Origin of the sequence: Variovorax pasteuri, assembly GCF_051216435.1 — a bacterium.
In the GTDB taxonomy this organism is placed as follows: Bacteria; Pseudomonadota; Gammaproteobacteria; order Burkholderiales; family Burkholderiaceae_C; genus Variovorax.
The window spans coordinates 1,349,370-1,375,427 of the sequence record NZ_JBPJZS010000001.1 but is presented as its reverse complement, the minus strand read 5'-3'; the positions used below and the strand labels follow the sequence as shown (position 1 = coordinate 1,375,427).

Genomic DNA, 26,058 nt, shown 5'->3' with positions numbered 1-26,058 from the left:
GGGCGCCATGGCTGCCCCTGCGTGGATCGTTCACGCATGCGGCAGCCGCCTTGTTGGCCGGTATCCGGGCTGGCAGAACAACCCCCACCGCCTTCCCAGGCACCTGTTTCAGGGCGCCCAGTGGCTTGGATGGAAAGGGGTTGGCGCCTTGCGGCGCCGTCTGCTTGACCGTTGCGGGGGCAGCGCAGGCGGCTTCGGCCTTGAACCGACCTGCGTGAGGTCGGGGGGCTTCCACTCCTGCTTCCCGTTGAACCGCGGCATGTGAACCAGGCCGCAAGCACCAACGGGCGGCATTTTAGGCCCTGCGGGCTCTTCCTTAAGTCGAAAGTTGCGCCTCACCGCTAACATCGGTCGCCATATGCGGCCCGCCTCGGTATTCCTGAATCTTCGTTCGGCGCTGCAGCGTCTGCTGGGTGTTTCCGGCTGGCAATCGATGCTGCTGTGGGCCATCGTGGCCGGGCTGCTCGGCACGCTGGCGACCGAACTCTTCCGCGCGGCGCTCTATCACTTCGAACACCTGGTGCTCGGCCCCGGCAACGGGCTGGTGGCCATGGCGAAAGGCCTGCCGTGGTGGGCGCGCGTCGCCTGCCCCACGCTCGGCGGGCTGGTGGCGGGGTTGCTGCTGGTGTGGGCCAAACGCATCGCTTCGCGCAGCGCCACCTCCGACTACATGGAAGCCATCGTGCTGGGCGACGGGCGCATTCCGGTGGCGCAGACGCTGGTGCGCAGCGCGTCGTCGCTGGTCAGCATCGGCAGCGGCGGCTCCATCGGGCGCGAAGGCTCGATGGTGCAGCTCGCGGCGCTGGCGGCGTCGCTGCTGGGCCGGGTGTTCCGCTTTCCGGTCGAGCGGCTGCGGCTGCTGGTGGCTTGCGGGGCGGCGGCAGGCCTGACCGCCGCCTACAACGCGCCCATCGCGGGCGCCTTCTTCGTGGCCGAGATCGTGCTGGGCTCCATCGCGATGGAAAGCGTGGGGCCGATCATCATCGCCTCGGTGGTCGCCAACGTCGCCATGCGGGCGCTGCCCGGCTACCAGCCGCCTTACCGGATGCCGGCGTTCCCGGAGATCCACGGCACCGAGGTCGTGCTGTTCTGCGTGCTCGGCGTGCTGCTGGGCTTCGCGGCCATCGGCTTCCTGCGCGCGCTGCAGGGCAGCCGGGCGCTGTTCTCGCGGCTGCCGCTGGCGCTGCCCTGGCGGCTGGCGCTGGGCGGCCTGCTGATGGGCGCGATCTCGGTGCCGGTACCCGAGGTGTGGGGCAACGGCTACAGCGTGGTCAACGCGGTGCTGCACACGCCGTGGCCGTGGACTTTCATCGCCCTGGTGCTGCTCGCCAAGGCAGCCGCCACGCTGGCCACCGCCGGCTCGGGCGCGGTGGGCGGCGTGTTTACGCCGGCGCTGTTCTTCGGCTGCATGGTCGGTGCGCTGTTCGGCCAGGGGGTGCAGGCGCTGTGGCCGGCGGCCACCTCGGCGCCGTTCGCCTACGCCATCGTCGGCATGGGCGCGTTCCTGGCGGGTGCCACGCAGGCGCCGCTGATGGCGATCCTGATGATCTTCGAGATGACGCTGAGCTACCAGGTCATGCTGCCGCTCATGGCCGCTAGCGTCATCGCGTATTTCGTGGCGCGCTCGGCCAATGCGGGCTCCATGTACGAGATCACGCTGCGGCGCAACGAACAGCGCGACACGCAGTTGCGCCTGCGCGGGCTGCACATGCGCGACCTGGTGCAGCCGGCCGAAACGGTGGTGGGCCCCGGCGCCGACCGCGAGGCGATGAGCAGGATCTTCCTGCAGCACCCGGTGAAGTACCTGTACGTGGTCGATGCGGACAACCGCTACCTCGGCGTGGTGCCGCTCGCGGCGCTGGGCACTGCGCCCACCGAGACGACCGCGGGCGCCCTGCTGTCGCAAGCCATCCAGCCGATCACCGCCGACACCGGGCTGGGCGAGGCGCTGCAGCGCTTTCTCGACCACCTGGGCGAACGGCTGCCGGTGATCGAAAGCACCGCCAACCCGGTGCTACTGGGCGTGGCCGCCAAGAGCGCGTTGCTGGCCACCTACGTGCGCCTGAGCGAGCCATGAAAGGTTTGATCGGCGGGCTGCGAAGCCGCAGAATCGCGACCACGCCGGGCACCGCGCCCAGCCTCGGCAGGACCGCTTTCCCGGGAAACTACAATCGCCAACCATGCCCGCTTCCAGCCCCATCGACCAGATCGCCGAGCGCGTCGAACGCCTGCTTGTGCGTCACGAAGAGGTGCAGCGCACCAATGCGCTGTTGCAGGAACAGGTCGATGCGCTCACGCGCGAACGCGATGCCCTGAAGTCTCGGCTGGCCGCGGCCCGCACACGACTGGATGCCCTGCTCGAGCGGTTGCCGGCTGAACCACCTTCCCAAGACTCCCCCGCATGAAGCAGATTGAAGTACAGATCATGGGCCAGAGCTATTTGCTCGGCTGTCCCGATGGCGGCGAAGCGCAGTTGCGCGAAGCCGTCGAACGCGTGGACGCGGCCATGTGCAAGATCCGCGATGCAGGAAAAGTCAAGGCCCGCGACCGCATCGCGGTGCTGGCCTCGCTGAACCTCGCGTTCGACCTGGCCGCGCAGCAGCAACCCGCAGCGCCCGCTCCCGCCGCCGCAACGTCCGACGACGCGCCGGCCAGCGGCGAAGCCGACCCCAAGTCCGCGCAGCTCATTCAAAGACTCGATCAAGCCCTGGCCGGCGATGGACATTTGCTCTGAATGAGCGCCGCGGACGCAGACGGGGCGTAAAATCCGCCTTGTCTGCAGACGTGTCGGGCTTAATATTTCCTTGTTCCAATGCTCTCCGGAGCCGGGCTTGGTACATCGCTTGACGGGTGTGATCATCTCGCGTCAGATGAACCCGAAGTCTTGCTGCCCTCGCCCACCTGAACCCTGGTTCAGGATGCGGGTCCGGCACACCATCTGCAGACACCTTTTCCCGCCGCGGCCCCCTGCACCAGTTGCACGGGGCCGCTGCTTTTTGCCGCAGCACCTTCCTTCCTGACTTCCCCGTGAACCTCGCCGCCCTGCTCGACCCCCTGCTCATCGCCGAACTCGCCGCGCTCGGCCTGGGCACCGGTTTCCTCGCGGGCCTGCTGGGCATCGGCGGCGGCATGCTGATGGTGCCGTTCATCACGATCATCATGGGCCAGCGCGACGTGCCGGCCGACCTGGCGGTGAAGATGGCCATCGCCACCTCGATGGCCACGATCATCTTCACCTCGGTGTCGAGCGTGCGCGCGCACCACAAGCGCGGCGCGGTGCGCTGGGACATCGTGAAGCGGCTGTCGCCCGGCATCGTCATCGGCAGCCTCGCGGGCAGCCTGGGCGTGTTCGCGCTGCTCAAGGGCACGGCGCTGGCCATCTTCTTCGCGCTGTTCGTGGGCTTCTCGGCCACGCAGATGTTCCTCGACAAGAAGCCCAAGCCGACGCGGCAGATGCCGGGCACGGGCGGCCAGTTGGCGGCCGGCGGCGTCATCGGCTTCATCTCGGGCCTGGTGGGCGCGGGCGGCGGCTTCATCAGCGTGCCTTTCATGACCTGGTGCAACGTGGCCATCCACAACGCGGTGGCGACCAGCGCGGCGCTGGGCTTTCCGATCGCGGTGGCCAACGTGCTGGGCTACGTCGTCGCGGGCCATTCGGTCGATGGCTTGCCGGCCGGCTCCTTCGGCTACATCTGGCTGCCGGCGCTGGCGGTGATTGCCGCGTGCAGCGTGTTCACCGCGCCGCTGGGCGCCAAGGCGGCGCACAGCCTGCCGGTGAAGAAGCTCAAGCGCGTGTTCGCGACCATCCTGTACCTGCTGGCGGCGTACATGCTCTGGAAGGGCCTGCACGGTTGATGCGGGCCTGAACCCGCAAGCCCGGCAGCGGCCTCCAAGGCCCTTCGGCAGAAGGTGCGACTCGTTGCGGCGCCACAGGGCGCGCCGTATAAGGAACGCATGAAAATCCTCATCGCCGTCGACGGCAGCACCTTCACGCAGAAGGCCCTGGCCTACCTCTTCAACAACCGCGCCATGTTCGTGGACGGTCACGAACTCGTGGTGGTGCACGTGTGCACCGGCATCTCGGGCAACGTTACGCGCCACCTGAGCAAGGACCTGGTCACCGGCTACTACGCAGAGGAAAGCGCCAAGGTGCTCGACCCGGTGAAGGCGCTGTTCGCCGAGAAGGGCGTGGGCAACTACACCGTCGATTCGCGCCACGGCCATGTGGCGGAAGAAATCCTGAAGTCGGCCACCGCGGCGCAGGCCGGCCTGATCGTGCTGGGCACGCACGGCCACGGCCTCCTCGGCCGCGCGTTGATGGGCTCGGTGGCGACCAAGGTGATCTCGGAGACGGACAGGCCGGTGCTGCTGGTCCAGTAGCAGGCGCAGCCGGCTTGCAACCGGCCATTGCACCCGGCTATTGCACCCGCTGCTGCCGCCATTCGCGCGGCGAGCAGCCGAAGCGCTCGCGGAATGCGCGGCTGAAATGCGCCGCATCGTTGAAACCGCGGCCATAGGCAATGTCCGCCACCGGACGCCCCGCCAGGCGCGGCTCCAGCAGGTCGCGGCTGCACGCCTCGAGCCTGCGCTCCCAGATGTACTGCGACGGCGTGAGCGGCTCGCTCTTGAACACGCGGTGGATGTGGCTCACCGACACCCCCAGTTCCGCCGCCAGCGTGCCCACCGACAGCATCGGATCGGCCAGCTGCTCGTCGATGCGCCGCTTCACACGCGCCAGGTGGTAGGCCGTGAGGTTGCTGAGCGCCGGCGCGCGCGCCGCGGGCAGCGTCTGCAGGCCCGCCACCAGGATGTTCTGGACGCCGTTGGCCACCGCCAGCGCCGATGCGGGCTGCAGCGTGTCGATGTCTTCGCGCAGCGTGCGGATCATGCCCAGCAGCAGGTGCCCCGCCCCCTCGCGGCCCGACACGGTAGTGGCCGTCAGCGCCTCGGTGTCGCGCAATTCGCTGCGCAGGCGGTCGCCGGGCAGCTTGAGCACGATCTGCTCGAAGGCCTGCTCGAACAACAACTCGTAAGGCCGCGTGCTGTCGTACAGCGCGAAGTCGCCGGCCGACAGCACCGCGTCGCGCCCGTCCTGGCGCACCACGCCCTGGCCGCGCGCCTGGATGCTCACAAGAAAGTAGTCGTCGCTCGAATGCGCGATGTGCCCCGGCGTGCGCATCACCCTCTGCGGCCCTGAGGTGACGACCGACATGTCGAGGCTGGGCAGTGTGTGCTGGCGGATGCTGCCTTCGAAGTTGCCGCTGTCGTCGTCCTTCACGGCGTCGCACTCGAGCTGCACGTACACGTTGCAGATCATGTCGGTCCAGTAGGCGAGCCGCTGGTCGCGCGAGACGGCGTCGGTGCTGAGCAACTGGGTCATCGGAATTCCTCGAAGGGCCTGCAGGAGGCCGGAAACAGGGCATGCAACGCTGGAACAAGAACGCCGCCAATCCGGGTCAAGGCGTTCCGGCGGCGCGAATCTACGCTTCAAGCAACCCGCATGCCACAGCGCAAACCCGGTGCGCCACCCATGCGGTCCGTTACGTCCCTTGCTCTTTCATTGCATCTGGAGAACCACCATGCCGACCACCGTCCACCCCAAGCTGCGTGTTGCCGCCGTGCAGGCCGCCCCCGTGTTCCTCGACCTCGACGCCACCATCGACAAGACCATCGATCTGATGGCGCAGGCCGCGAAACAGGGCGTGCAGCTCATTGCCTTTCCCGAGACCTGGGTGCCCGGCTACCCGTGGTGGATCTGGCTCGACTCGCCGGCCTGGGGCATGCAGTTCGTGCAGCGCTACCACGACAACTCGCTGGTCATCGGCTCGCCCGAGTTCGACCGGCTGAAGGCCGCGGCGCGCAAGCACCGCATCTGGCTGTCGTTCGGCTTCAGCGAGAAGGCCGCGGGCAGCCTCTACATTGCGCAGGCGCTGATCGACGACCAGGGCAACACCGTGCAGACGCGCCGCAAGCTCAAGCCCACGCACGTGGAGCGCACCGTGTTCGGCGAAGGCGACGGCGCCGACCTGCATGTGGTGGAAACGCCCATTGGCAACATCGGCTCGCTGTGCTGCTGGGAGCACCTGCAGCCGCTGAGCAAGTACGCGATGTATTCGCAGAACGAGCAGATCCATTGCGGCGCATGGCCCAGCTTCTCGCTGTACCGCGGTGCGGCCTACGCCCTGGGCCACGAAGTCAACAACGCGGCGAGCCAGGTCTATGCGGCCGAGGGCGGCTGTTTCGTGCTCGCGCCCTGCGCCACCGTGTCGAAGGCCATGAGCGAGCTGATGTGCACCGACGCCGGCAAGCAGCAGATGCTGGGCACGGGCGGCGGCTACGCGCGCATCTACGCGCCCGACGGCTCGCCGCTGGGCACGCCGCTGGCCGAAGACGAGGAAGGCCTGGTCATCGCCGACATCGACCTCGGCATGATCTCGCTGGCCAAGGCGGCCGCCGACCCGAGCGGCCACTACTCGCGCCCCGACGCCACGCAGCTGCTGCTGAACAAGACGCGCCGCACCCCCGTGGTGGTGCAGCTCACGCCGGAGCCCGAAGCCAGCGTGCCCGAGCCCGTCTCGGCCTGATCGGCAAACCCCAAGGAGCCGCGCCATGGAATCCGCCATTGCAGACCACCTGAAGTGCCCGCGCACGCGCCACCGCCGCGTGGAAGACGACTACACGCCGCCCTACCCCGTGTGGTCGGCCCGCGCCCCCGCCGCGGTGACGCAGGTGGTGATGGGCTACTTCGGCGTGCAGTCGCGCGGCGTCGAAATGCAGGGCCGCGCCTGCGCCGCGCTGATGAAGATCGCCCGCGACTTCGCGCTGCCCGACGGCCCGGGCCACCACGACCTCACGCATTACGTCGATGCGGACGGGTACGACAACATGGTCGCCATCGCCTACTGGCGCGACGCCGCGGCGTACGCACGCTGGTGCGCCACGCCCGAGGTCGATGCCTGGTGGCGATCCGAAGAGCGGCTGTCCGAAGGCCTGGGCTACTTCCGCGAAGTGGCATCACCGCGCGTCGAGCACTTCGAGACCATGTTCAACACCCCCGACCGCTTCGAGGGCGTCGGCGTGGTGATGGGCGAAATCAGCGGCGAGTTGCAGGAGCACGGCTACTGGGGTTCGATGCGCGACCGCATTCCGTTGTCTCAAACGGACGCGATGGCGCCCTCGGGCACGCGCGCCGTGATCGCTGGCACGCCGGCACTGGGCCAGCGCGTGCGTGTGGCGGGCCACGAGAACATCGCGATGATCCGCTCCGGCCAGGAGTGGACCGACACCACGGGCCAGGAACGCACGCTGTACCTGGACGACATGGAGCCGGTGCTGCGCGAAGGCATGGACTTCTTGCGCGACCAGGGATTGGGCATCGGCTGCTACAGCAACCGCTACATGCACCACCTCGACGCGCAGGGCGCACCGTTGCAGAAGTCCTTCGGCCTGAGCTACTGGCGCTCGCTCGCCGACATGGAGCGCTGGGCCGAGTCGCACCCCACGCACGTCGCCATCTTCGGCAGCTTCATGCGCTACGTGCAGGCGCTGAACTTCCAGCTGCAGCTGCGCGTGTACCACGAGGTGTCGGTGCTCAAGGCCGACGAGCAGAGCTACGAGTACATCAACTGCCATGCGCGCAGCGGGCTGATGAATGGGCTCGCCTGAACCCAGCTCGACGCGGCATCCACCGATGCCTTAGGATGCCGGGCCCTACCCTGAGGCAAGGACCCGGACATGTGGAGCGATCTTGAGAGGCTGGTGGAAGCCTCGATGCAGGAGTGGCGGATTCCGGGCCTCGCGCTCGCGGTGATCCGCGACGGCGAGGTCGTGCTGCAGAAGGGCTACGGCGTGCGCGACATGCGCGGCAGCGAACCCGTGACACCGCAGACGCAGTTCCTGCTGTGCTCGATCACCAAGTCGTTCACCGCCGCCGGCCTGGGCCTGCTGGTCGACGAAGGCAAGCTCGAATGGAACCGCCCCGTGCGCGAGGTGATCCCCGAGTTCCGCCTGCAGGATGCGCTCGCCACCGAACGCCTGACCGTGCGCGACCTGCTGTGCCACCGCAGCGGCATGCCGCGCCACGACTGGGTGCACATGCCCGGCGACCTCGGCGGTGCGCAGATGCTGCCGCGTCTTCGCCATCTTGCGCCCAGCCGCGAATTGCGCGACACCTTCCAGTATTCAAACCTCGGCTACATGGTGGCCGGCATGGTCACGGAACGCCTCAGCGGCCAGAGCTGGGAAGACTTCACCACCGAGCGCCTGCTCAAGCCGCTGGGCTTCAAGGATTTCGGCTTCACCATCGAGGCACTGGAAGCCGCGGAGAACGCGGCCCGGCCACACGTAATGGTCGGCGACGAATGCACCCCGTCGCCGCTGTGGCCGATCCGCACCACAGCCGGCGGCGGCATCAATGTGTCGGTGGCCGACATCGCGAAGTGGGCGTGCTTTCTTCTGGACGAAGGCAAGGTGAATGGCGTGCCGCTGCTGTCCGGGAAATCGCTGCGCGAAATGTGCACGCCGCACATGCACATGGGCCGCTCCGAACATGCAGAAATCGGCGACTCGCACTACGGCTTCGGCCTGTTCTGCGAGAACTACCGCGGCGAGCGTACCTTCTCGCACTCGGGCTCGTGGTTGGGTTGGGGCACGCTGATGACGGTGATGCCCGAGCGCCGAACCGGCGTGGTGGTGCTCACCAACCGCGCGCCGAGCGCGGTCACCTCGATGCTGACCTATGCGGTGTTCGACCAATTCAGCGGCCGCGAGCCGGTCGACTGGTTCGCGCGCCTCATGCCGAAGCGGCGCGAGTTCATCGGGCAGCAGAAGGTCGAGCGCAAGGCCCGTGAGGACAAACGCCGCACCGGCACGCAGCCCAGCCATGCGCTGGACGAGTACACCGGCGAGTACGTGCACCCGGCCTATGGCCGTATCGAGATTTCGCGCCAGGCCGACGGCCTCGCGTGGCGCTGGCGCACGTTCTCGGGCCCGCTCGCGCATTGGCACTACGACGTGTTCACCACGCCGTACCGGCCGGCCGAGTTCCACCCCGACGAACTGGCGCTGACCTTTCTCTACGACCGCGAGGGCCGCATCGACCGCATCGCGGCACCCTTCGAGCCGGCGGTGCCGGACATCGTGTTCCAGCGCGCAGACACCGAAGAGCCCAAGTCCTAGGCCGCGAACAACGCCTTGTGCTCCGCGCGCAGCAGCGCCTTCTGCACCTTGCCCATGGTGTTGCGCGGCAGTTCCGGCACCACGAAGCAGCGCTTGGGAATCTTGAAGTTCGCGAGCTTGGACTTCAGGTCGGCCACGATGGCTTCGGCATCGAGCGCCGCACCCGCCTTCGCGATGACGATGGCCACGCCCACCTCGCCGAAGTCGGGGTGCGGCACGCCGACCACGGCGCTTTCGGCCACGCCGGCCATCTCGTTGATGTAGCCCTCGATCTCGGCCGGGTACACGTTGTAGCCGCCGCTGATGATCAGGTCCTTGCTGCGCCCGACGATGGTGATGTAGCCCAGGCCGTCGATCTTGCCGACGTCGCCGGTCTTGAAGAAGCCGTCGGCGGTGAACTCTTCCTTCGTCTTCTCGGGCATGCGCCAGTAGCCCGCGAACACGTTGGGACCGCTGACCTGGATGTTGCCGATTTCGTCGGTGGTGCAGTCGCGCCCGCTGTCGTCGCGCACGCGCAGCTGCACGCCCGGCAGCGCAAAGCCGACGGTGCCGCCGCGGCGCTCGCCCTGCTCGGGCCTGTAGGGGTTGGAGGTGAGCATGGCCGTCTCGCTCATGCCGTAGCGCTCCAGGATGGTGTGGCCGGTGCGCTCGCGCCATTCGTCGAAGGTCTCGATGAGCAAGGGCGCGGAGCCCGCGATGAACAGGCGCATGTTGCGCACCGCCTTGCGCGTGAGGCCCGGCTCCGCCAGCAGGCGCACGTACAGCGTGGGCACGCCCATGAACACGGTCGCCTCGGGCAGTTTCTGCACGATGCGCTGGGGGTCGAACTTCGAGAACCACAGCATCTTGCTGCCGTTGAGCAGTGCGCCGTGCAGCGCCACGAACAGGCCGTGCACGTGGAAGATGGGCAGCGCGTGGATCAGCACGTCGCCTTCGGTCCAGCCCCAGTAATCCTTCAGCACCTGCGCGTTCGACAGCAGGTTGGCATGCGTGAGCATCGCGCCCTTGCTGCGCCCGGTGGTGCCGCTGGTGTACAGGATGGCGGCCATGTCGTCGGCCTTGCGCACGGCCACCGCATGCTGGTCGCTGCACTGCGCGGCCACTTCGAGCAGGGTGCCGGTGCGGTCGTCGTCCAGCGTGAACACGTGACGGGTGCCCGCCGCATTGGCGATGGGCCCGACCCGCGACGCGTTGCGGCTGGTGCACACCACCACGGCCGGCTCGGCGTTGCCGATGAAGTATTCGATCTCGGCGCTCTGGTAGGCGGTGTTCAGCGGCAGGAACACGTAGCCCGCGCGCAGCGTGGCCAGGTACAGCAGCATCGCCTCGACCGATTTCTCGACCTGCACCGCGATGCGCGCGCCCTTCTCGAGCTTGAGTGCCTCGAACAGGTTGGCGATCATGGCGCTGGCGCGTTCGATGTCGCGCCACGAATAGAACAGGCCGCTCTCGGTCTCGACGGCAATGCCGTCGAGGTCGGCGGGGAAAGCCGTGCGCAGGGCGGCGAACAGGTTGGCGTTGGCGGTTTTCTTCATCGCTTCTTCTGTGAACAGGACCTTCAGAAATTCGGGGTGCGCTTGGCAAGGAAGGCGGCAATGCCCTCGCGGTGCTCGGCGGAGTCGGCGTAATCGTAGGCGGTGGCCAGCAGGCTGTGGGCCGAGGGGGCGCCGGCCCTCAGGGCGGCGAATGTCTTCTTGTGCAGCCGCGCCGTCTGCGGCGCCAGTGCGGCGATGCGCGCTGCGTGCGCCTGCACGGCAGCGGCCACTTCGTCGTCGGGCAGCACCGCCAGCAGGAAGCCCGCGTCGTACAGGCGCTGCGCGCCGTGCACGCCGGCGGCCAGCAGCATGTCGCGCGCGAGCACGTCGCCGATGGCGCCATGCACCAGCGCCGCTTCGCGCGGCGCCATCGGGAATCCCAGCTTGGCAATGGGCGCACCGAACTTGGCGGACGCACCGGCCAGGCGGATGTCGCAGCAGCTCGCAATCTCGATGCCCGCGCCCATGCAGGCACCTTCGATCTGCGCGACCAGGGGCAGCGGGCCGTCGAGCATCGCCTGCAGCGCGGCCCAGACCTCGTTCTCGTGGAACTCGCGCAGGCTGGGCTCTTCGAAACGGAACGACGGGTACTCGGAAATGTCGCCGCCCGCGCAGAAGGCGCCGCCCTCGCCGCGCACGACGATGCAGCGCAAACCCGCGTCGTCGTTGCGCAGCCCGTCGAACACCGCGCGCAACTCGCGCCACATGGCGCGCGTCATGGCGTTGAGGCGCCCCGCGTTCGACAGCATGACGACCGCGACCGCGCCCTCCCGGCGCAACGAGATGCTGCTGCCAGGCGTCATTCGATCTTCGCGCCCGAGGCCTTCACCACCGCGGCCCAGCGCTTGATTTCGGCGCTCACGAAACTGCCGTAGGCAGCGCCGGTGAGCGTCGGGATTTCCGAGCCGTTCTGGGCCCAGATGTTCTTGATGTCGTCGGCCGCAAGAATCTTCTTCATTTCGTCGACGATCTGCGGCTGCACGTCGGCCGGCGTGCGCTTCGGCGCCCACAGGCCGTACCAGGTGGTCACGGTGTAGTCGGGCAGGCCGACCTCGGCGGCGCACGGCACATCGGGGAACGCGGGGTTGCGCTTGGCGCCGGCCACCATCAGCGCCTTGATGCGACCGCTCTTGATGTACTGGGCCGAGGAGCCGAGGCCGTCGAACATCAGGTCGACGTTGCCGGAGATCAGGTCGGCCAGCGCCGGGCCCGCGCCGCGGTAGGGAATGTGGGTGATGAAGGTGCCGGTCTGCAGCTTGAACAGTTCGCCCGCCAGGTGGTGCGAGGTGCCCGCGCCGGCCGAGCCGTAGTTCAGCTTGCCGGGGTTGGCCTTGGCCAGCGCGATGAACTCCTTGATGGTCGTGGCCTGCACGCGGCGCGGGTTGACCACAACCACCTGCGGCACGTTGGCCAACAGCATCAGCGGCACGAAGTCTTTCTCGATGTCGTAGTCGAGCCGGGGGTAGACCGACGGCGCAATGGCGTGGTGCACCGCGCCCATGAACAGCGAGTAGCCGTCGGCGGGCGCCTTCGCGGCAATGCTCGCCCCCAGCGTGCCGCCCGCGCCGCCGCGGTTGTCGATGATGAGCGACTGGTTCGTCAGCCGCGAGAACTGGCCCGAGAGCGGCCGCGCGAAGGCGTCGGTGCCGCCGCCGGCCGGGAACGGCACGACCATCGTCACCGGCTTGGTCGGCCAGCTTTGCTGGGCGCGCGCGGCACCGCTCAGAACGGCCGCACCGGCGGCGGCCACGCGCAAGATGTCACGGCGTTGAAAACCTGGGTTCATTTGTCTCATCTCCTGTCGTTGTGGATTCTGCCGCCCCGTGCGGCTACTTGACTCGGTCGCCGGCGCGCAGTCGCACTGCTGCCGGCTTGCGAACGTCGTCAGCCTTTCTTGAAGTACAGGCTTTCGATGTCTCCCGATACAGCGACCTTGCCGTCGGCCAGCCAGGTGCGGTGTTTGTCCAGGCGCTTGAGGTCGTAGAGGTAGTTGACCATGAGCCCGTAAGACTGCTTGTGCCCCTTGGGCGATGGGTCGCCCGCCCAGTTCAGGCGCTCCACGCGGGCGCCGTTGCCCAGGTGGAAGCGCGCGACCGGATCGGCCGGCGTGCCGTCGACCAGCGCCCGGCCGAGGTACTCGGCGGCGGCCTGCATCAGCCACTGGCGCAGCGGCGACTTGGTGTCGAAGGTGGCGGCCGCGTCCACGGCCGCGAGCAGGCGTTCGGCGGTGGGCGGCAGCGAGCCGATGAGGCGGCCGATTTCGGCCTCGCGCTTCTCGTCCAGGCGCGGCAGCAGCTCGGCGGCGTTCTTCGCGAGCCAGGTGCGAAAACCCGGGATCGGCGACAGCGTGGCAAAGCTCTTGAGGCGCGGCAACTCGTCCTGCAGCGTCTCGACCACGCGCTTGATGAGCGAGTCGCCGAAGCTCACGCCGCGCAGGCCGTTCTGCGTGTTGCTGATGGAATAGAAGATCGCGGTGGTGGCCTTGGCGGGCAGCACCGGCGCGGCAGCCTCGTCGAGCAGCGGCGTGATGCCCTCGCTGATGCGGTCGACCAGCGCCACCTCCACGAAGATCAGCGGCTCGTTCGGCAGGCGCGGATGAAAGAAGCCGTAGCAGCGGCGGTCGCTGTCGTCGAGCCTGTTCTTCACGTCGGACCAGCTCTTGATGTCGTGCACCGCCTCGTAGCGGATGAGCTTCTCGATGAGCGAAGCCGGTGAATCCCAGTCGATGCGGCGCAGCTCGAGGAAGGCGACGTCGAACCAGGTGGAGAAGAGGTGTTCCAGCTCGGCATCGAGCGAGAGCAGGCGCTTGTCGGCCTTCAGGTTGGGCAGCAGGTCGGCGCGCAGGTCGACCAAGAAGCGCATGCCCTCGGGCTCGACCGCGAAGCGCTGCAGCAGGCGCATGCGCGGCGACACCAGCGCGCGGCGCAGGCGCAATTCGGCTTGTCCCTCGTCAGGCGTGCCGACAGCGCCCTGGTGCTGGTCGCGGGCGGTCTTGAGCTTTTGTGCGTCGGCGGCGAAATGCTCGCTCATCAATGCCCAGTAGTCGCGGCGCTCCTCGGGCGTGGCGGCGCGGTAGGCCTCGGCGATCGCATGGGCGCGTCGTCCGCCCTCCACTTCGCTCACGCGCGGGTCGATCACGGCCTGCAGCTCGGCCAGCACGCGGCGCAAGGCGCGCGGCGACAGTGCCTCGTCGGCCTTGCGCAGGGTGACCTGCAGGCGCTCGGCGGTGGAGCGCGCGCTGGGCTTGGGCGCATTCTTCGGCGCGCTCTTCGCGGCGGTTTCGGGCGCCACAGGCACCTTGGCGTTGTCGCCAGAACGCAGCCGCGCCTGGAACCATTCGGTCGCACTCATCGGGACACTCCCATGTTGGCGGGGGCCGTCACGGCATCACCCTGGATTTCTGTTGGCGCATGACTTCGCGCAGCGCCTCGCGCTGGCGCGTCATGTGCGTGCGCATGGCGGCATCGGCACCTTCGCTGTCGCGCGCCTTGAGCGCCGCGAACACGGCCAAATGCTCCGACAGGCTCTGGTCGAGCCGCCCCGGCGCATGCAGTTGCTGCAGCCGCGCGAGCTTCAATATCTTTCGCAGGTCGCCGATCACCTGGGCCAGCCACTTGTTGTCGGCCAGTTGGATGATCGCCTCGTGAATGATGTGGTTGGTGGCGTAGTAGTCGTTGATGCGCCGTGCCTTGGCGTGGCGCACCAGCCGCTCGTGCAGCGCGTCGAGCTCGTGCAGTTCGGCGTCGCTGGCGTTGCGGGCCGCCTCGTAGGCGCAGCGGCCCTCGAGCAGCGCGATGACGGGAAAGATCTCGTCGAGGTCGCGCTCGGTCACCTCGTTCACGAAGCAGCCGCGGCGCGGCTCGTGCCGCAGCAGGCCTTCGGCGGTGAGCACCTTGAGCGCTTCGCGCAGCGGGGTGCGCGAGATGGACAGGCGCTCGCACAGGGCCGCCTCGTCCACGAAGCTGCCGGGCGCGAGGGTGCCCGCGAAGATCTGCTCGCGCAGCGTGGCGGCGACTTCGTCGTGCAGGGAGTTGGGGACCAGGCGCATGGGAATCGTCAGAACGCAGAACCTTGGAATCGGACCGCGTAATTTCCTGTAATTACGCGTAATTCTGGGCTCGCATCAAATCGGGCGCAAGGCCGCGCAGCCCGTGCGCGGCTGGGACTTACCCTGCGAACTTAGGGCTCAAGCGCGCGCGGCCGCCGTCTTGGTGCCCGCACGGCCGAACCAGAACCACAGTGCGATGCCGGCAACAACCATCGGCACGCTGAGCCATTGGCCCTGGCTCAGGCTGAGCGCGCGCAGGCCGAGGAAGTCGTCGGGCTCGCGGAAGTACTCGGCCACGAAACGCAGCACGCCGTAGCCGATGAGGAACACCGCGGCCACCTGTCCTTGCTTGCGCTCCTTGCGCGCGTAGAGCCACATCACCGCGAAGAGCAGCAACCCTTCGAGCAGGAACTGGTACACCTGCGAAGGATGGCGCGGCAGCATCGAGCCGCTTTGCGGGAACACCATGCCCCAGGGCAGATCGGGGCTGCTGAAGCGGCCCCAGAGTTCGCCGTTGATGAAGTTGCCCACGCGGCCCGCCGCAAGTCCGGTCGGCACGCAGGGCGCGACGAAATCCATCACCTGCCAGAACGGCCGCGCACGCGAATGCGAGAACCAGACCATGGCGCCGATCACGCCGAGCAGCCCGCCGTGGAAGCTCATGCCGCCCTGCCACACGTAGAGAATTTCGAGCGGATGCGTGAGATAGAACTCGGGCTTGTAGAACAGGCAATAGCCCAGCCGACCACCGACGATCACGCCCATCACGCCGAGAAAAAGAATGTCCTCGATGTCCTTGCGCTGCCAGGCGCCCGCGCCGACCAGCGAGCGGTACGGCTCATGGCGCAGCCGGCGCGTGCCGAGGAAGTAGAACAGCGCGAAGGCTGCCAGGTAGGTCAGGCCGTACCAGTGAATGGCCACCGGCCCGAGCTGCAGGGCGATGGGGTTGATCTGGGGATACATGAGCATGCTCACGATTGTGCCCGGGCAATTGGCTCACCCCCAGGCTTCGCGCACTTCGTGTCGCTTCTCCTCGCCCCTTCCGGGGGCAACACCCGCGGCCCGGCGAAGCCGGTTCCACGGTGTTCCGCGAAAAAGTCCTTCAGTGCTCGGGTTTATTGCTGTCTTCGCGCCCGCGCTCGCGCACGAAGGCGATGAAGCGGGCGAGCGCCGGGTTGGCGGCTTCCTCCGGCCACACCAGGCTGGTCTCGCAGGCCGGCAGCACCGGCGGGCCGCGGCGCCGCCCGGCCGGCGCGAACTCGTCGGCTCGCCGGTACACCACACCCGCGCGCCGGAACTGCGTGACGCTCTCGGGCACCCAGGCCACGCCGATGCCGCCAGACACGAGGTTGACGATGGTCTGCATCTGGATCGCCTCCTGCCCCAGCAGCGGCGTGCGGCCGGCGGCGTGGTACAGGTCGAAGATCGCGTCGTGCAGCGAGGGCACGATGCGGCGCGGAAACATCACCAGCGGCTCGGCCAGCACATCGGCCAGCCGCGCCGGTGTGCGCGCCAGCGCATGCCGCTCGGGCAGCGCCAGCACCAGCGGCTCCTGCGACACGGCCAGCCGCGCGAGCCCCGGGGGCGCGGCGCCCGGCGAATGCAGCATCAGGCCGGCATCGATCTCGCCGCGCGCAAAGGCTTCGAGCTGCACGTCGCCGGTGGCCTCGACCAGCTCGAGCGCCACCTCCGGGCACAGCACGCGGAATTCGCGCACCCACGCCGGCAACCGCTCGAAGCCGACCGTGGAGACGAACGCGATGCGCACGCGTCCCACCTGCCCCGCCGCCGCCGCGCGCGCCCGGGCCGGCAACGCCTGCGCGCGCGCCAGCAGTTCGCGCACGTCAGGCAGCAGCGCCTCGCCGGCCGGTGTGAGCGCCACGCGACGGCGGGTGCGGTCGAACAGCACCACGCCCAGCGTCTTCTCCAGCTGGGCGATGGCCTGCGTCACCGGCGGTTGCGTCATGTGCAGCCGCAGCGCGGCGCGGCCGAAGTGCAGTTCCTCGGCCACGGCGACGAACTGGCGCCAGGCGCGCAGGTCGATCAGGACTTCATTCATATGCCGAGCATATCAATGCGTGCTGAAAAATGGATTGGAAGCAATCAATCAGAAGTCCGATACTTGGGTCCCCCGATCTCCCCACGATAGAAGAGACACCATGGACACCAAGCCAATCCAGATCAACCGCCGCAGCGCCAACATCGTCGAAGGCAAGAGCCGCGCGCCCAACCGCTCCATGTTCTACGCCATGGGCTACGAGGAAAGCGACTTCAAGAAGCCGATGGTCGGCGTCGCCAACGGCCACAGCACCATCACGCCGTGCAACTCGGGCCTGCAGAAGCTGGCCGACGCGGCCATCGAGGGCATCGAGGAAGCCGGCGGCAACGCGCAGGTGTTCGGCACCCCCACCATCTCCGACGGCATGGCCATGGGCACCGAAGGCATGAAGTACTCGCTGGTGAGCCGCGAAGTCATTTCGGACTGCATCGAGACCTGCGTGGGCGGCCAGTGGATGGACGGCGTGCTGGTGGTCGGCGGCTGCGACAAGAACATGCCCGGCGGCCTCATGGGCATGCTGCGCGCCAACGTGCCGGCCATCTACGTGTACGGCGGCACCATCCTGCCGGGCCGCTACAAGGGCCAGGACCTGAACATCGTGAGCGTGTTCGAGGCCGTGGGCCAGAACGCCGCCGGCAACATGAGCGACGAAGACCTGCACGAGATCGAGAAGCGCGCCATTCCCGGCACGGGCTCCTGCGGCGGCATGTACACGGCCAACACCATGTCCAGCGCGTTCGAGGCGCTGGGCATCTCGCTGCCCTACTCGTCCACCATGGCCAACCCGCATGACGAGAAGGCCAACTCGGCCAAGGAATCGGCCAAGGTGCTGATCGAGGCCATCAAGAAGGACCTGAAGCCGCGCGACATCGTGACCAAGAAGGCGATCGAGAACGCGGTGGCAGTCATCATGGCCACCGGCGGCTCGACCAACGCGGTGCTGCACTTCCTGGCCATTGCGCACGCGGCCGAAGTGGAGTGGACCATCGACGACTTCGAGCGCATGCGCAAGAAGGTGCCGGTGCTCTGCGACCTGAAGCCCTCGGGCAAGTACCTCGCGGTCGACCTGCACCAGGCCGGCGGCATTCCGCAGGTCATGAAGGTGCTGCTGAAGGCCGGCCTGCTGCACGGCGACTGCATCACCATCAGCGGCCAGACCATCGAGGAAGTGCTGAAGGACGTGCCCGACGTTCCGCGCGCCGACCAGGACGTGATCCGCCCCATCGACAAGCCCATGTACGAAGAAGGCCACCTGGCCATCCTGAAGGGCAACCTGTCGCCCGAAGGCGCGGTCGCCAAGATCACCGGCCTGAAGAACCCGGTCATCACCGGCCCGGCCCGCGTGTTCGACGACGAGCAATCGGCGCTCAAGGCCATCCTGGACGGCAAGATCAAGGCCGGCGACGTGATGGTGTTGCGCTACCTCGGCCCCAAGGGCGGCCCGGGCATGCCGGAAATGCTGGCGCCCACGGGTGCGCTCATCGGCGCGGGCCTGGGTGAAAGCGTGGGCCTGATCACCGACGGCCGCTTCTCGGGCGGCACCTGGGGCATGGTGGTGGGCCATGTGGCGCCTGAAGCGGCGGCCGGCGGCACCATCGCCTTCGTGAACGAGGGCGACTCGATCACCATCGACGCGCACGAACTCAAGCTCGAACTGAACGTGCCCGAAGCCGAGATCGCCAAGCGCCGCGAAGGCTGGAAGGCCCCTGCCCCGCGCTACACGCGCGGCGTGCAGGCCAAGTTCGCTTTCAACGCCTCGAGCGCAAGCTCGGGCGCGGTGCTCGACAAGTTCTGACCAAGGCAAGGTATGGCGTGAAACACCGAGGAACCGGCTCCGCCGGGCCTCAGGTGTTGCCCCCGGCAGGGGAAAGGCGAAGCGGACACGAAAGTGCCGCGCAGCCTGGGGGCGAGCCCTACCTGCGGCGTTGCCCGTTGCTGGTCTTCATGCCCATGTTGGTCTTCTGGCGGTCGATGCGGTCCTGCTTGCGCCGCTCTTCGCGCTCCATGATCTTGCGCTTGGTGTAGCCCGACGAATCGGCCCAGGCCCACCACGCGAGCGCCATGGCGAACGGCGACAGCACGATCCACCAGCTCCAGCCGGCGACCATGCCCACTTCAAAATACTTGAGGCCTATGCCAAGCAGGCCCAATGCCAGAAACCACATCGCGAATCCCTCCGGGTTGTATTGGCAACGCATCCGGAGGCCGTGCACGGCGCTACCTACAATCGCGTTGAGACGAATGTAACCCAGCACTTAACAAATAGGTCCCCATGAAAAGAGTCTTGTTGTCGGCAGCCCTGGGCCTCGGCCTTGCAGCACTCGCCGCGCCCGCGCTGGCCGACCTGGCCCTGGCAACGTCGAAGAACTGCATGAGCTGCCATGCGGTCGAGCGCAAGGTGCTCGGCCCGTCGTTCAAGGACGTGGCCGCCAAGTACAAGGACGACAAGGGCGCCGTCGACGCCCTTGCCAGCAAGATCATGAAGGGCGGCTCCGGCGTGTGGGGACCGGTGCCGATGCCCGCGAACAACCAGGTCAGCGAAGCCGACGCCAAGAAGCTCGCGGCCTGGGTGCTGTCGACCAAGTAAGCATCCTGGGCGACATCGCAGGCATCACAGCTGCGGGTTGATGTCCAGCGGCGGCGGCCGGCGCTCGATGCGGTCCTCCAGCTGCCCGATGTGCGCAGCCAGCGTGTTGTCGGTCTGGTCCGAGCGCAGCCGCACCGCGGTTTCGAGCTGGTCCAGGCGCGCCAGCAGCGCGGTCTGACGGTCGGCGTTCTGCCCCATGTGCTTGTTTTCCTGTGCTTCGAGGAAGTTGCGCAACTCGGTGAAGCGCGAGGCCTCGGCCTTGTCGGCCAGGTCGCGCTGCACCTGCATTTCCTTGGTGTGGCGCTTGGTGTCGATCAACACCGAGCTGTGCAGGTACAGCACGTAGACCAGGAAGAACGCGGCCAGCACCACGGTGAGGCCCAGCATGATCAGCCCCAGCGGCGCCGTCACGGTCATGAAGCCCAGCCACACCTCCGAGGGCGTGGACAACGCGCCCCAGTTCAGCGCGGCCAGTGCCGCGATGAGCAGCACGATGACAAAAAGAAAAGCGGATCTCACGCCCATGGGGGGCCTCCTTCGGAAAGATCGAACACATCGGCAGTTGCCGCGCGCGTCGAGGCGCACGGCGTGTCGATGGGTTTTACCTCAGGCAAAGGGCCGGTCCGCCGCCGCGGACCGGAGAGAGGGCCACGTCCTACAGCCGCTCGGACAGCTGTTCGAGGATGGCCGGGTTTTCCAGCGTCGAGGTGTCCTGCGTGATCTCCTCGCCCTTGGCGATGCTGCGCAGCAGGCGCCGCATGATCTTGCCGCTGCGCGTCTTGGGCAGGTTGTCGCCGAAGCGGATGTCCTTGGGCTTGGCGATGGGGCCGATTTCCTTGGCCACCCAGGCGCGCAGCTCGTTGGCGATCTGCTTGGCCTCCTCGCCGGTGGGGCGTGCGCGCTTGAGCACCACGAAGGCACACACCGCCTCGCCGGTGACGTCGTCGGGGCGGCCCACCACGGCGGCCTCGGCGACCAGGTCGGTCTTCGACACCAGCGCCGATTCGATCTCCATCGTGCCCAGCCGGTGGCCCGACACGTTCAGCACGTCGTCGATGCGCCCGGTGATGCGGAAGTAGCCGCGGTCTTCGCTGCGCACCGCGCCGTCGCCGGCCAGGTAGATCGTGCCGCCCATCTCTTCGGGAAAGTAGCTCTTCTTGAAACGCTCGGGGTCGTTCCAGATGGTGCGGATCATCGAGGGCCAGGGCCGCTTGATGACCAGCATGCCGCCCGAGCCGTTGGGCAGGTCCTTGCCCGTTTCATCGACGATGGCCGCCATGATGCCCGGCAGCGGCAGCGTGCACGAGCCCGGCACCAGCGGCGTGGCGCCCGGCAGCGGCGTGATGACGTGGCCGCCGGTCTCGGTCTGCCAGAAGGTGTCGACGATGGGGCAACGCTCGCCGCCGATATTGCGGTGGTACCACATCCAGGCTTCCGGGTTGATCGGCTCGCCGACCGAACCGAGGATGCGCAGGCTCGTGAGGTCCCAGTTCTTCGGATGCACCTTCTCGTCGCCCTCGGCCGCCTTGATGAGCGAGCGGATGGCCGTGGGCGCCGTATAGAACACGCTCACCTTGTGCTTCTCGATCATCTGCCAGAAGCGGCCCGCATGCGGGAAGGTCGGAATGCCCTCGAACACCACCTGCGTGGCGCCGGCCGCCAGGGGCCCGTAGGCGACGTAGGTGTGGCCGGTGATCCAGCCGATGTCGGCCGTGCACCAGAACACGTCTTCGGGGCGGATGTCGAAGGTCCAGTCCATCGTGAGCTTGGCCCACAGCAGGTAGCCGCCGGTGGCGTGCTGCACGCCCTTGGGCTTGCCGGTGGAGCCCGAGGTGTAGAGGATGAACAGCGGGTGCTCGGCGTTCACCGGCACGGGCGCGCATTCGGTGCTTTGGCCCTTGAGCGCTTCGTCGAAGGTCTTGTCGCGGCCTTCGACGCGCGTCCACGCAGTGGGTGTGCGCTCGTAGACGAACACGGTCTTGATCGACTCGCAGCCGCCCAGCGCAATGCCGTCGTCCACGATGGCCTTGAGCGGCAGCTCCTTGCCGCCGCGCAACTGGTAGTTGGCCGTGATGACCGCCACCGCGCCGGCATCGATGATGCGTTCCTGCAGCGCCTTGGCCGAGAAGCCGCCGAACACCACGCTGTGGGTGGCGCCGATGCGCGCGCAGGCCTGCATGGCAATGACGCCCTCGACCGTCATCGGCATGTAGATGACGACGCGGTCGCCCTTCTGGATGCCCGCGGCCTTCAGCGCGTTGGCGAACTGGCTCACGCGGGCGAGCAGTTCCTTGTAGGTGACGTGGGTGACGCTGCCGTCGTCGGCCTCGAAGACGATCGCCGTCTTGTTCTCGACCGGGGTGCCGATGTGCTTGTCGAGGCAGTTGGCGCTGGCGTTGAGCTCGCCGTCGCCGAACCATTCGTAGAACGGGGCCTTCGACTCGTCGAGCGTCCTGGTGAACGGCCGGGTCCACTGCAGGTTGTCCTTGGCCAGACGGGTCCAGAAGCCTTCGAAGTCTTGCTCGGCCTCTTTGCACAGGGCGTCGTAGGCGGCCATGCTGGAGATGCGTGCGCCCTGGGTGGCGCGGGCGTCGGGCGGGAACACGCGGTTCTCGACCAGGACGGATTCAATGTTCTTGGATGCGCTGCTCATGTCTTTTGTCTCCTGGATGGCTGCGGCCGTAATGTCGACGCCCGCACTTACGGGTCACTGACGGATCGTGCAGGGTCCGATGTTAGTTCGCAGGGTTATCACGAGTGCGACTTGGGGACACCCCTAGAATATTTGGTCCTCCACCACCGGTCTGCCGATGTCCGCTCCCGACCCTTTCGACCCCAGGAACACACCCCCCCCCCGGACCTTTCCGATGGGGCCGTTGCCGCGGCTGATCTTTGCGAGCCGCTGGCTGCAGCTTCCCCTGTACCTGGGCCTGATCGTGGCGCAGGCGGTGTACGTGGTGCACTTCCTGGTCGAGCTGCTGCACCTGGTCGAGGCCGCTTTCGGCAGCCAGACGGCGCTGCAGGCGCTGATCACCAGCATCGGCTACAAGACCACCGTGCCGGTCGCCGCGCTCAACGAGACGGTGATCATGCTGGTGGTGCTGGCACTGATCGACGTGGTCATGATCTCCAACCTGCTGATCATGGTGATCGTGGGCGGCTACGAAACCTTCGTGAGCCGCATGAACCTCGAAGGCCACCGCGACCAGCCCGAGTGGCTGAGCCACGTGAACGCGTCGGTGCTGAAGGTGAAGCTGGCCACCGCCATCATCGGCATCAGCTCCATTCACCTGCTGAAGACCTTCATCAACGCGGACAACTACACCGACCGCGTGCTGATCGCACAGACGGTGATCCACATCACCTTCCTGTTCTCGGCCATCGCCATTGCCTACACGGACAAGCTGATGACTGCGAACGCGAGCCAGGGCAGCGCGCCCCACTGACGGAAAAAGCCCGCGCGCCCTATGCAGCGGTGGCGCGCGGCGCGTCCCACGCCGGCACCTCGGTGAAGCGCTCGGCCAGAAAGTCGAGCATGGTGCGCAAGGTGGCCGGCATGTGCTTGCGCGAGGCGTACACCGCGTACATGCCCACCACCTGCGGCTCGAAATCGGCGAACAGCCGCACCAGTTCTCCCGCCTGCAGCAAGGGCGCCGCCAGGTAGGTCGGCAGCATCGCGACACCGGCGCCTGCACGGGCCAGGTGCATCAGGCTGGCCGCGTCGTTGGCCGACACATTGCCCCCCACGGCCACCGAAGCCGGCTCCCCGGTTTCCTTGCGCGTGAAGTTCCACAGGCTGCGCCCGAAGTACGAGTGCGTGAGGCAGTTGCGCTGCGCCAGCTCTTCCACCCGCAGCGGCTGTCCTTGCTCCTTCAAGTAGGCCGGCGAGGCGCACACCACCGAGCGGCAGTCCGTGAGCCGGCGCGCGATGAGGTTCGGGTCGATCTCCGCCGAAACGCGGATGGCGAGGTCGATGCGCTCGTCCACCAGGTTCACCGCGCGGTCGAGCAGCACCAGGTCGACCGCCACGCCCGGATACAGCCGCACATAGTCGGCCACCGCATCGGCCAGCTGCGCCTGCGCGAACGAGGTGCTGGTGGTGATGCGCAACTGCCCGCTCGGCGCCTCGGCGGGATGCCGCACGGCGGCCTGCATGTCGAGCGCGAGTTCCAGCACCTGTCGGCAGCGCGGCAGCAGTTCGGCGCCGGCCGCCGTGAGGCTCAGGCGGCGCGTGGTGCGGTGGAGCAGCCGCGCGCCGGTCCATTGCTCCAGCTCGGCCACGTAGCGCGTGACCACGGGGCGGGACATGTCGAGCTTGTCGGCCGCGGCCGAAAGGCTGCCCGCGTCCACCACGTTCACGAACACCCGCATTGCATTCAGTCGGTCCATTCGAACGATTTTAGAAATAAACAAACGCGCAAATCGAAGTTTTTCTTTCGGAATCAGAAACCTAAGATGCGGTTCATCCCATCCACTTTCGTCTTTCGTTTTTCTCGACAGGAGTCCCTCATGAGCCACATCGCCATCATCGGCGCCACCGGACGCGCCGGTGGCCGCCTTCTCGAAGAAGCCCTGCGCCGCGGCCACACGGTCACGGCCATTGCCCGCACGGCCAGCGCCAAGCTGGCTGGCCGCGCCAACGTGAAGGCCGTCGACGTCGACGTGCTGGACGCGCCCGCGCTCGAGAAAGCCCTGGCCGGCCACGACGCCGTGTTCAGCGCCGCGCACTTCGCCACCGTGCCGCCCGCGGCCGTCATCGGCCCGGTAAAGCGTGCGGGCGTGAAGCGCCTGCTGGTGGTCGGCGGTGCCGGCAGCCTGTTCGCGGCGCCCGGCCTGAAGGTGATCGACACGCCGAACTTCCCTGACGCCTACCGCGCCGAAGCCTCGGCCGGTGGCGTGTTTCTCGATGCGCTGCGCAACGAGAAGGAACTCGACTGGACCTTCCTGTCGCCCTCCGCCGAATTCGTCGAAGGCGAGCGCACCGGCAAGTTCCGCCTGGGCACCGACGACCTGCTGGTGAGCGCCGAAGGCCGCAGCTGGATCACCTTCGAGGACTACGCGATCGCGTTCATCGACGAGCTGGAAAAGCCTGCGCACCCGCGTCAGCGCTACACGATCGGGTACTGATCGACCGGCAACAAAAAAGGACCCGCGAGGGTCCTTTTTTCATGGCGTCATGGGGTTGGCCGGGTCAACGGCCGGTCATGTTCTCCGGCACCACCCACTGGTCGAACTGCTCGGCCGTCAGGTGCCCGGAGGCGATCGCGGCTTCACGCAGGCTCGTGCCTTCCTTGTGCGCCTTCTTGGCGATGTAGGCCGACTTGTCGTAGCCGATGTGCGTGTTCAGCGCCGTCACCAGCATCAGCGAACGCTGCACCAGCTCCGTGATGCGTTCGCGGTTCGGCTCGATGCCCACGGCGCAGTGGTCGTTGAAGCTCACCATGCCGTCGGCCAGCAGGCGCACGCTCTGCAGGAAGTTGTGCGCCACCATCGGGCGGAACACGTTCAGCTCGAAGTTGCCCGAGGCGCCGCCGATGTTGATGGCCACGTCGTTGCCGAACACCTGCGCGGCCAGCATCGTGACGGCTTCGCTCTGGGTCGGGTTGACCTTGCCCGGCATGATCGACGAGCCGGGTTCGTTCTCGGGAATGCTCAGTTCGCCGATGCCGCTGCGCGGGCCGCTGGCGAGCCAGCGCACGTCGTTGGCGATCTTGTTCATGCTGGCCGCGAGCGTCTTCAGCGCGCCGTGGGCATGCACCAGCGCATCGACGCTGGCCATGGCCTCGAACTTGTTCGGCGCGGTGATGAAAGGCAGGCCCGTGAGCTTCGCCAGCTCGGCCGCCACCTGTTCCGCATAACCCTTGGGCGCGTTCAGCCCGGTGCCGACGGCCGTGCCGCCCAGTGCCAGTTCGCTCAGGTGCGGCAGCGCGGCGCGCACATGCGCCTCGCCGTGCGCCAGTTGCGCCACATAGCCCGAAAACTCCTGGCCCAGCGTGAGGGGCGTGGCGTCCTGCAGGTGGGTGCGGCCGATCTTCACGATGTCGGCGAAGTCCTTGGCCTTCTGGTCGAGCGTGCCGCGCAGCTTGGCAATGGCGGGCAGCAGCTTGTGCGTGATGGCTTCCACGGCGGCCACGTGCATGGCGGTCGGGAACACGTCGTTGCTCGACTGGCTGCGGTTGACGTCGTCGTTCGGGTGCACGAGGCGCCCTTCCCCGCGCTCGCCTCCGAGGATTTCGCTCGCGCGGTTGGCCAGCACTTCGTTGACGTTCATGTTGGTCTGCGTGCCCGAGCCGGTCTGCCACACCACCAGCGGGAACTCGCCCGGATGCTTGCCTGCGATGACTTCGTCGGCGGCCGCCACGATGGCGTTCGTCTTCTTCTGGTCCTGCAGGCCCAGCGCATGGTTGACCACGGCGGACGCGCGCTTGACCTGGGCCAGCGCCTTGATGATCTCGCGCGGCTGCTGCTCGCCGGAGATGTCGAAGTTCTGCAGCGAGCGCTGCGTTTGCGCGCCCCACAGCTTGTCGGCCGGAACGTCGATCGGGCCGAAGGTGTCACGCTCGGCGCGGGTCTTGGGGGAAGTCGTCATGGAAAAAAGCTCCGGGATCATGAAAGGTTGCGCCGCTGCGGGCGCGGTGCCGAGTATCGGCCA

At 67.6% G+C, this 26,058-nt stretch carries 25 protein-coding genes and 1 riboswitch; of the genes, 12 read left to right on the top strand and 13 right to left on the bottom strand.

Going from position 1 to position 26,058, the window contains the following annotated elements; translation table 11 throughout:
- Positions 1-38: 38 nt before the first annotated feature.
- A riboswitch (cobalamin riboswitch) is annotated at positions 39-299 on the bottom strand.
- A 59-nt stretch (positions 300-358) separates the two neighbouring features.
- The 5 genes from ACSFBM_RS06485 to ACSFBM_RS06465 all read left to right on the top strand — a co-directional run bounded on the left by ACSFBM_RS06485 (position 359) and on the right by ACSFBM_RS06465 (position 4,380).
- The gene (locus ACSFBM_RS06485) at positions 359-2,077 is read left to right on the top strand and encodes a ClcB-like voltage-gated chloride channel protein (RefSeq protein WP_435483733.1); all 1,719 of its coding nucleotides are present in this window, start codon (positions 359-361) and stop codon (positions 2,075-2,077) included.
- Between the two features lie 103 nt (positions 2,078-2,180).
- Positions 2,181-2,405, top strand: coding sequence for a DUF904 domain-containing protein (locus ACSFBM_RS06480; RefSeq protein ID WP_093129838.1), 225 nt, complete (start codon positions 2,181-2,183; stop codon positions 2,403-2,405).
- Positions 2,402-2,734: a cell division protein ZapA gene (locus ACSFBM_RS06475; protein ID WP_435435917.1), complete on the top strand. Its 333-nt coding sequence runs from the start codon at positions 2,402-2,404 to the stop codon at positions 2,732-2,734. The genes ACSFBM_RS06480 and ACSFBM_RS06475 overlap by 4 nt, the downstream gene beginning before the upstream one ends.
- Positions 2,735-3,027: 293 nt before the next feature.
- Positions 3,028-3,855: a sulfite exporter TauE/SafE family protein gene (locus ACSFBM_RS06470; protein ID WP_435483624.1), complete on the top strand. Its 828-nt coding sequence runs from the start codon at positions 3,028-3,030 to the stop codon at positions 3,853-3,855.
- A gap of 99 nt (positions 3,856-3,954) precedes the next feature.
- The gene (locus ACSFBM_RS06465; protein ID WP_435435915.1) at positions 3,955-4,380 is read left to right on the top strand and encodes a universal stress protein; all 426 of its coding nucleotides are present in this window, start codon (positions 3,955-3,957) and stop codon (positions 4,378-4,380) included.
- 37 nt (positions 4,381-4,417) lie between these two features.
- Here the strand turns inward: ACSFBM_RS06465 and ACSFBM_RS06460 are convergent, their stop codons facing one another.
- A complete protein-coding gene (locus tag ACSFBM_RS06460) occupies positions 4,418-5,380 on the bottom strand; it encodes an AraC-like ligand-binding domain-containing protein (RefSeq protein WP_435483623.1) in 963 nt (320 codons plus the stop codon).
- Positions 5,381-5,579: 199 nt separating this feature from the next.
- Here ACSFBM_RS06460 and ACSFBM_RS06455 point away from each other — a divergent pair, with 199 nt between their 5' ends.
- The 3 genes from ACSFBM_RS06455 to ACSFBM_RS06445 all read left to right on the top strand — a co-directional run bounded on the left by ACSFBM_RS06455 (position 5,580) and on the right by ACSFBM_RS06445 (position 9,177).
- The gene (locus tag ACSFBM_RS06455) at positions 5,580-6,584 is read left to right on the top strand and encodes a carbon-nitrogen hydrolase family protein (protein ID WP_435483622.1); all 1,005 of its coding nucleotides are present in this window, start codon (positions 5,580-5,582) and stop codon (positions 6,582-6,584) included.
- Positions 6,585-6,609: 25 nt separating this feature from the next.
- Positions 6,610-7,665, top strand: coding sequence for a phenylacetaldoxime dehydratase family protein (locus tag ACSFBM_RS06450; RefSeq protein WP_435483621.1), 1,056 nt, complete (start codon positions 6,610-6,612; stop codon positions 7,663-7,665).
- Positions 7,666-7,734: 69 nt separating this feature from the next.
- The gene (locus ACSFBM_RS06445; RefSeq protein ID WP_435483620.1) at positions 7,735-9,177 is read left to right on the top strand and encodes a serine hydrolase; all 1,443 of its coding nucleotides are present in this window, start codon (positions 7,735-7,737) and stop codon (positions 9,175-9,177) included.
- Here the strand turns inward: ACSFBM_RS06445 and ACSFBM_RS06440 are convergent.
- The 7 genes from ACSFBM_RS06440 to ACSFBM_RS06410 all read right to left on the bottom strand — a co-directional run bounded on the left by ACSFBM_RS06440 (position 9,174) and on the right by ACSFBM_RS06410 (position 16,819).
- Positions 9,174-10,712: a malonate--CoA ligase gene (locus ACSFBM_RS06440; RefSeq protein ID WP_435483619.1), complete on the bottom strand. Its 1,539-nt coding sequence runs from the start codon at positions 10,710-10,712 to the stop codon at positions 9,174-9,176. The two genes, ACSFBM_RS06445 and ACSFBM_RS06440, sit on opposite strands and share 4 nt — an antisense overlap.
- Positions 10,713-10,735: 23 nt before the next feature.
- Positions 10,736-11,515: an enoyl-CoA hydratase/isomerase family protein gene (locus tag ACSFBM_RS06435; RefSeq protein WP_435483618.1), complete on the bottom strand. Its 780-nt coding sequence runs from the start codon at positions 11,513-11,515 to the stop codon at positions 10,736-10,738.
- On the bottom strand, positions 11,512-12,498 hold the full coding sequence (locus ACSFBM_RS06430) for a Bug family tripartite tricarboxylate transporter substrate binding protein (protein WP_435483617.1): 987 nt from the start codon (positions 12,496-12,498) through the stop codon (positions 11,512-11,514). The genes ACSFBM_RS06435 and ACSFBM_RS06430 overlap by 4 nt, the downstream gene beginning before the upstream one ends.
- Positions 12,499-12,596: 98 nt before the next feature.
- The gene (locus tag ACSFBM_RS06425; protein ID WP_435483616.1) at positions 12,597-14,063 is read right to left on the bottom strand and encodes a malonyl-CoA decarboxylase; all 1,467 of its coding nucleotides are present in this window, start codon (positions 14,061-14,063) and stop codon (positions 12,597-12,599) included.
- A 28-nt stretch (positions 14,064-14,091) separates the two neighbouring features.
- The gene (locus tag ACSFBM_RS06420) at positions 14,092-14,760 is read right to left on the bottom strand and encodes a GntR family transcriptional regulator (RefSeq protein ID WP_435435905.1); all 669 of its coding nucleotides are present in this window, start codon (positions 14,758-14,760) and stop codon (positions 14,092-14,094) included.
- Positions 14,761-14,898: 138 nt separating this feature from the next.
- Positions 14,899-15,729 carry a prolipoprotein diacylglyceryl transferase gene (gene lgt, locus ACSFBM_RS06415; protein WP_435483615.1) on the bottom strand — a complete coding sequence of 277 codons (831 nt, stop codon included), beginning with the start codon at positions 15,727-15,729 and terminating at the stop codon, positions 14,899-14,901.
- A gap of 133 nt (positions 15,730-15,862) precedes the next feature.
- A complete protein-coding gene (locus ACSFBM_RS06410; protein ID WP_435483614.1) occupies positions 15,863-16,819 on the bottom strand; it encodes a LysR family transcriptional regulator in 957 nt (318 codons plus the stop codon).
- A 100-nt stretch (positions 16,820-16,919) separates the two neighbouring features.
- Here ACSFBM_RS06410 and ilvD point away from each other — a divergent pair, with 100 nt between their 5' ends.
- Complete coding sequence (ilvD, locus tag ACSFBM_RS06405; RefSeq protein WP_435483613.1) at positions 16,920-18,614, top strand: dihydroxy-acid dehydratase; 1,695 nt, start codon at positions 16,920-16,922, stop codon at positions 18,612-18,614.
- Between the two features lie 118 nt (positions 18,615-18,732).
- On the opposite strand, the gene ACSFBM_RS06400 is transcribed toward ilvD, so the two are convergent.
- On the bottom strand, positions 18,733-18,984 hold the full coding sequence (locus ACSFBM_RS06400; RefSeq protein WP_435483612.1) for a TIGR04438 family Trp-rich protein: 252 nt from the start codon (positions 18,982-18,984) through the stop codon (positions 18,733-18,735).
- Positions 18,985-19,091: 107 nt separating this feature from the next.
- Here ACSFBM_RS06400 and ACSFBM_RS06395 point away from each other — a divergent pair, with 107 nt between their 5' ends.
- Entirely contained in the window at positions 19,092-19,406 is a 315-nt protein-coding gene (locus ACSFBM_RS06395; RefSeq protein ID WP_435435897.1) for a c-type cytochrome, read from the top strand.
- A 24-nt stretch (positions 19,407-19,430) separates the two neighbouring features.
- Here the strand turns inward: ACSFBM_RS06395 and ACSFBM_RS06390 are convergent, their stop codons facing one another.
- Both ACSFBM_RS06390 and acs read right to left on the bottom strand, forming a co-directional pair.
- On the bottom strand, positions 19,431-19,931 hold the full coding sequence (locus ACSFBM_RS06390) for a LapA family protein (protein WP_435435896.1): 501 nt from the start codon (positions 19,929-19,931) through the stop codon (positions 19,431-19,433).
- Between the two features lie 130 nt (positions 19,932-20,061).
- Positions 20,062-22,059, bottom strand: a complete 1,998-nt coding sequence (acs, locus tag ACSFBM_RS06385) for an acetate--CoA ligase (RefSeq protein ID WP_435483611.1) — start codon at positions 22,057-22,059, stop codon at positions 20,062-20,064.
- A 157-nt stretch (positions 22,060-22,216) separates the two neighbouring features.
- Here acs and ACSFBM_RS06380 point away from each other — a divergent pair, with 157 nt between their 5' ends.
- Positions 22,217-22,852 (top strand): YqhA family protein, encoded by a 636-nt coding sequence (locus ACSFBM_RS06380; RefSeq protein WP_435483610.1) that lies wholly within the window; start codon positions 22,217-22,219, stop codon positions 22,850-22,852.
- Between the two features lie 19 nt (positions 22,853-22,871).
- Here ACSFBM_RS06380 and ACSFBM_RS06375 read toward each other — a convergent pair whose 3' ends face one another.
- On the bottom strand, positions 22,872-23,795 hold the full coding sequence (locus tag ACSFBM_RS06375; protein WP_435483609.1) for a LysR family transcriptional regulator: 924 nt from the start codon (positions 23,793-23,795) through the stop codon (positions 22,872-22,874).
- A gap of 120 nt (positions 23,796-23,915) precedes the next feature.
- On the opposite strand from ACSFBM_RS06375, the gene ACSFBM_RS06370 reads away from it, so the two are divergent.
- Positions 23,916-24,533: an NAD(P)-dependent oxidoreductase gene (locus ACSFBM_RS06370; RefSeq protein ID WP_435435892.1), complete on the top strand. Its 618-nt coding sequence runs from the start codon at positions 23,916-23,918 to the stop codon at positions 24,531-24,533.
- 64 nt (positions 24,534-24,597) lie between these two features.
- Here ACSFBM_RS06370 and fumC read toward each other — a convergent pair whose 3' ends face one another.
- A complete protein-coding gene (gene fumC / locus ACSFBM_RS06365; RefSeq protein WP_435483608.1) occupies positions 24,598-25,995 on the bottom strand; it encodes a class II fumarate hydratase in 1,398 nt (465 codons plus the stop codon).
- Positions 25,996-26,058: the final 63 nt, after the last annotated feature.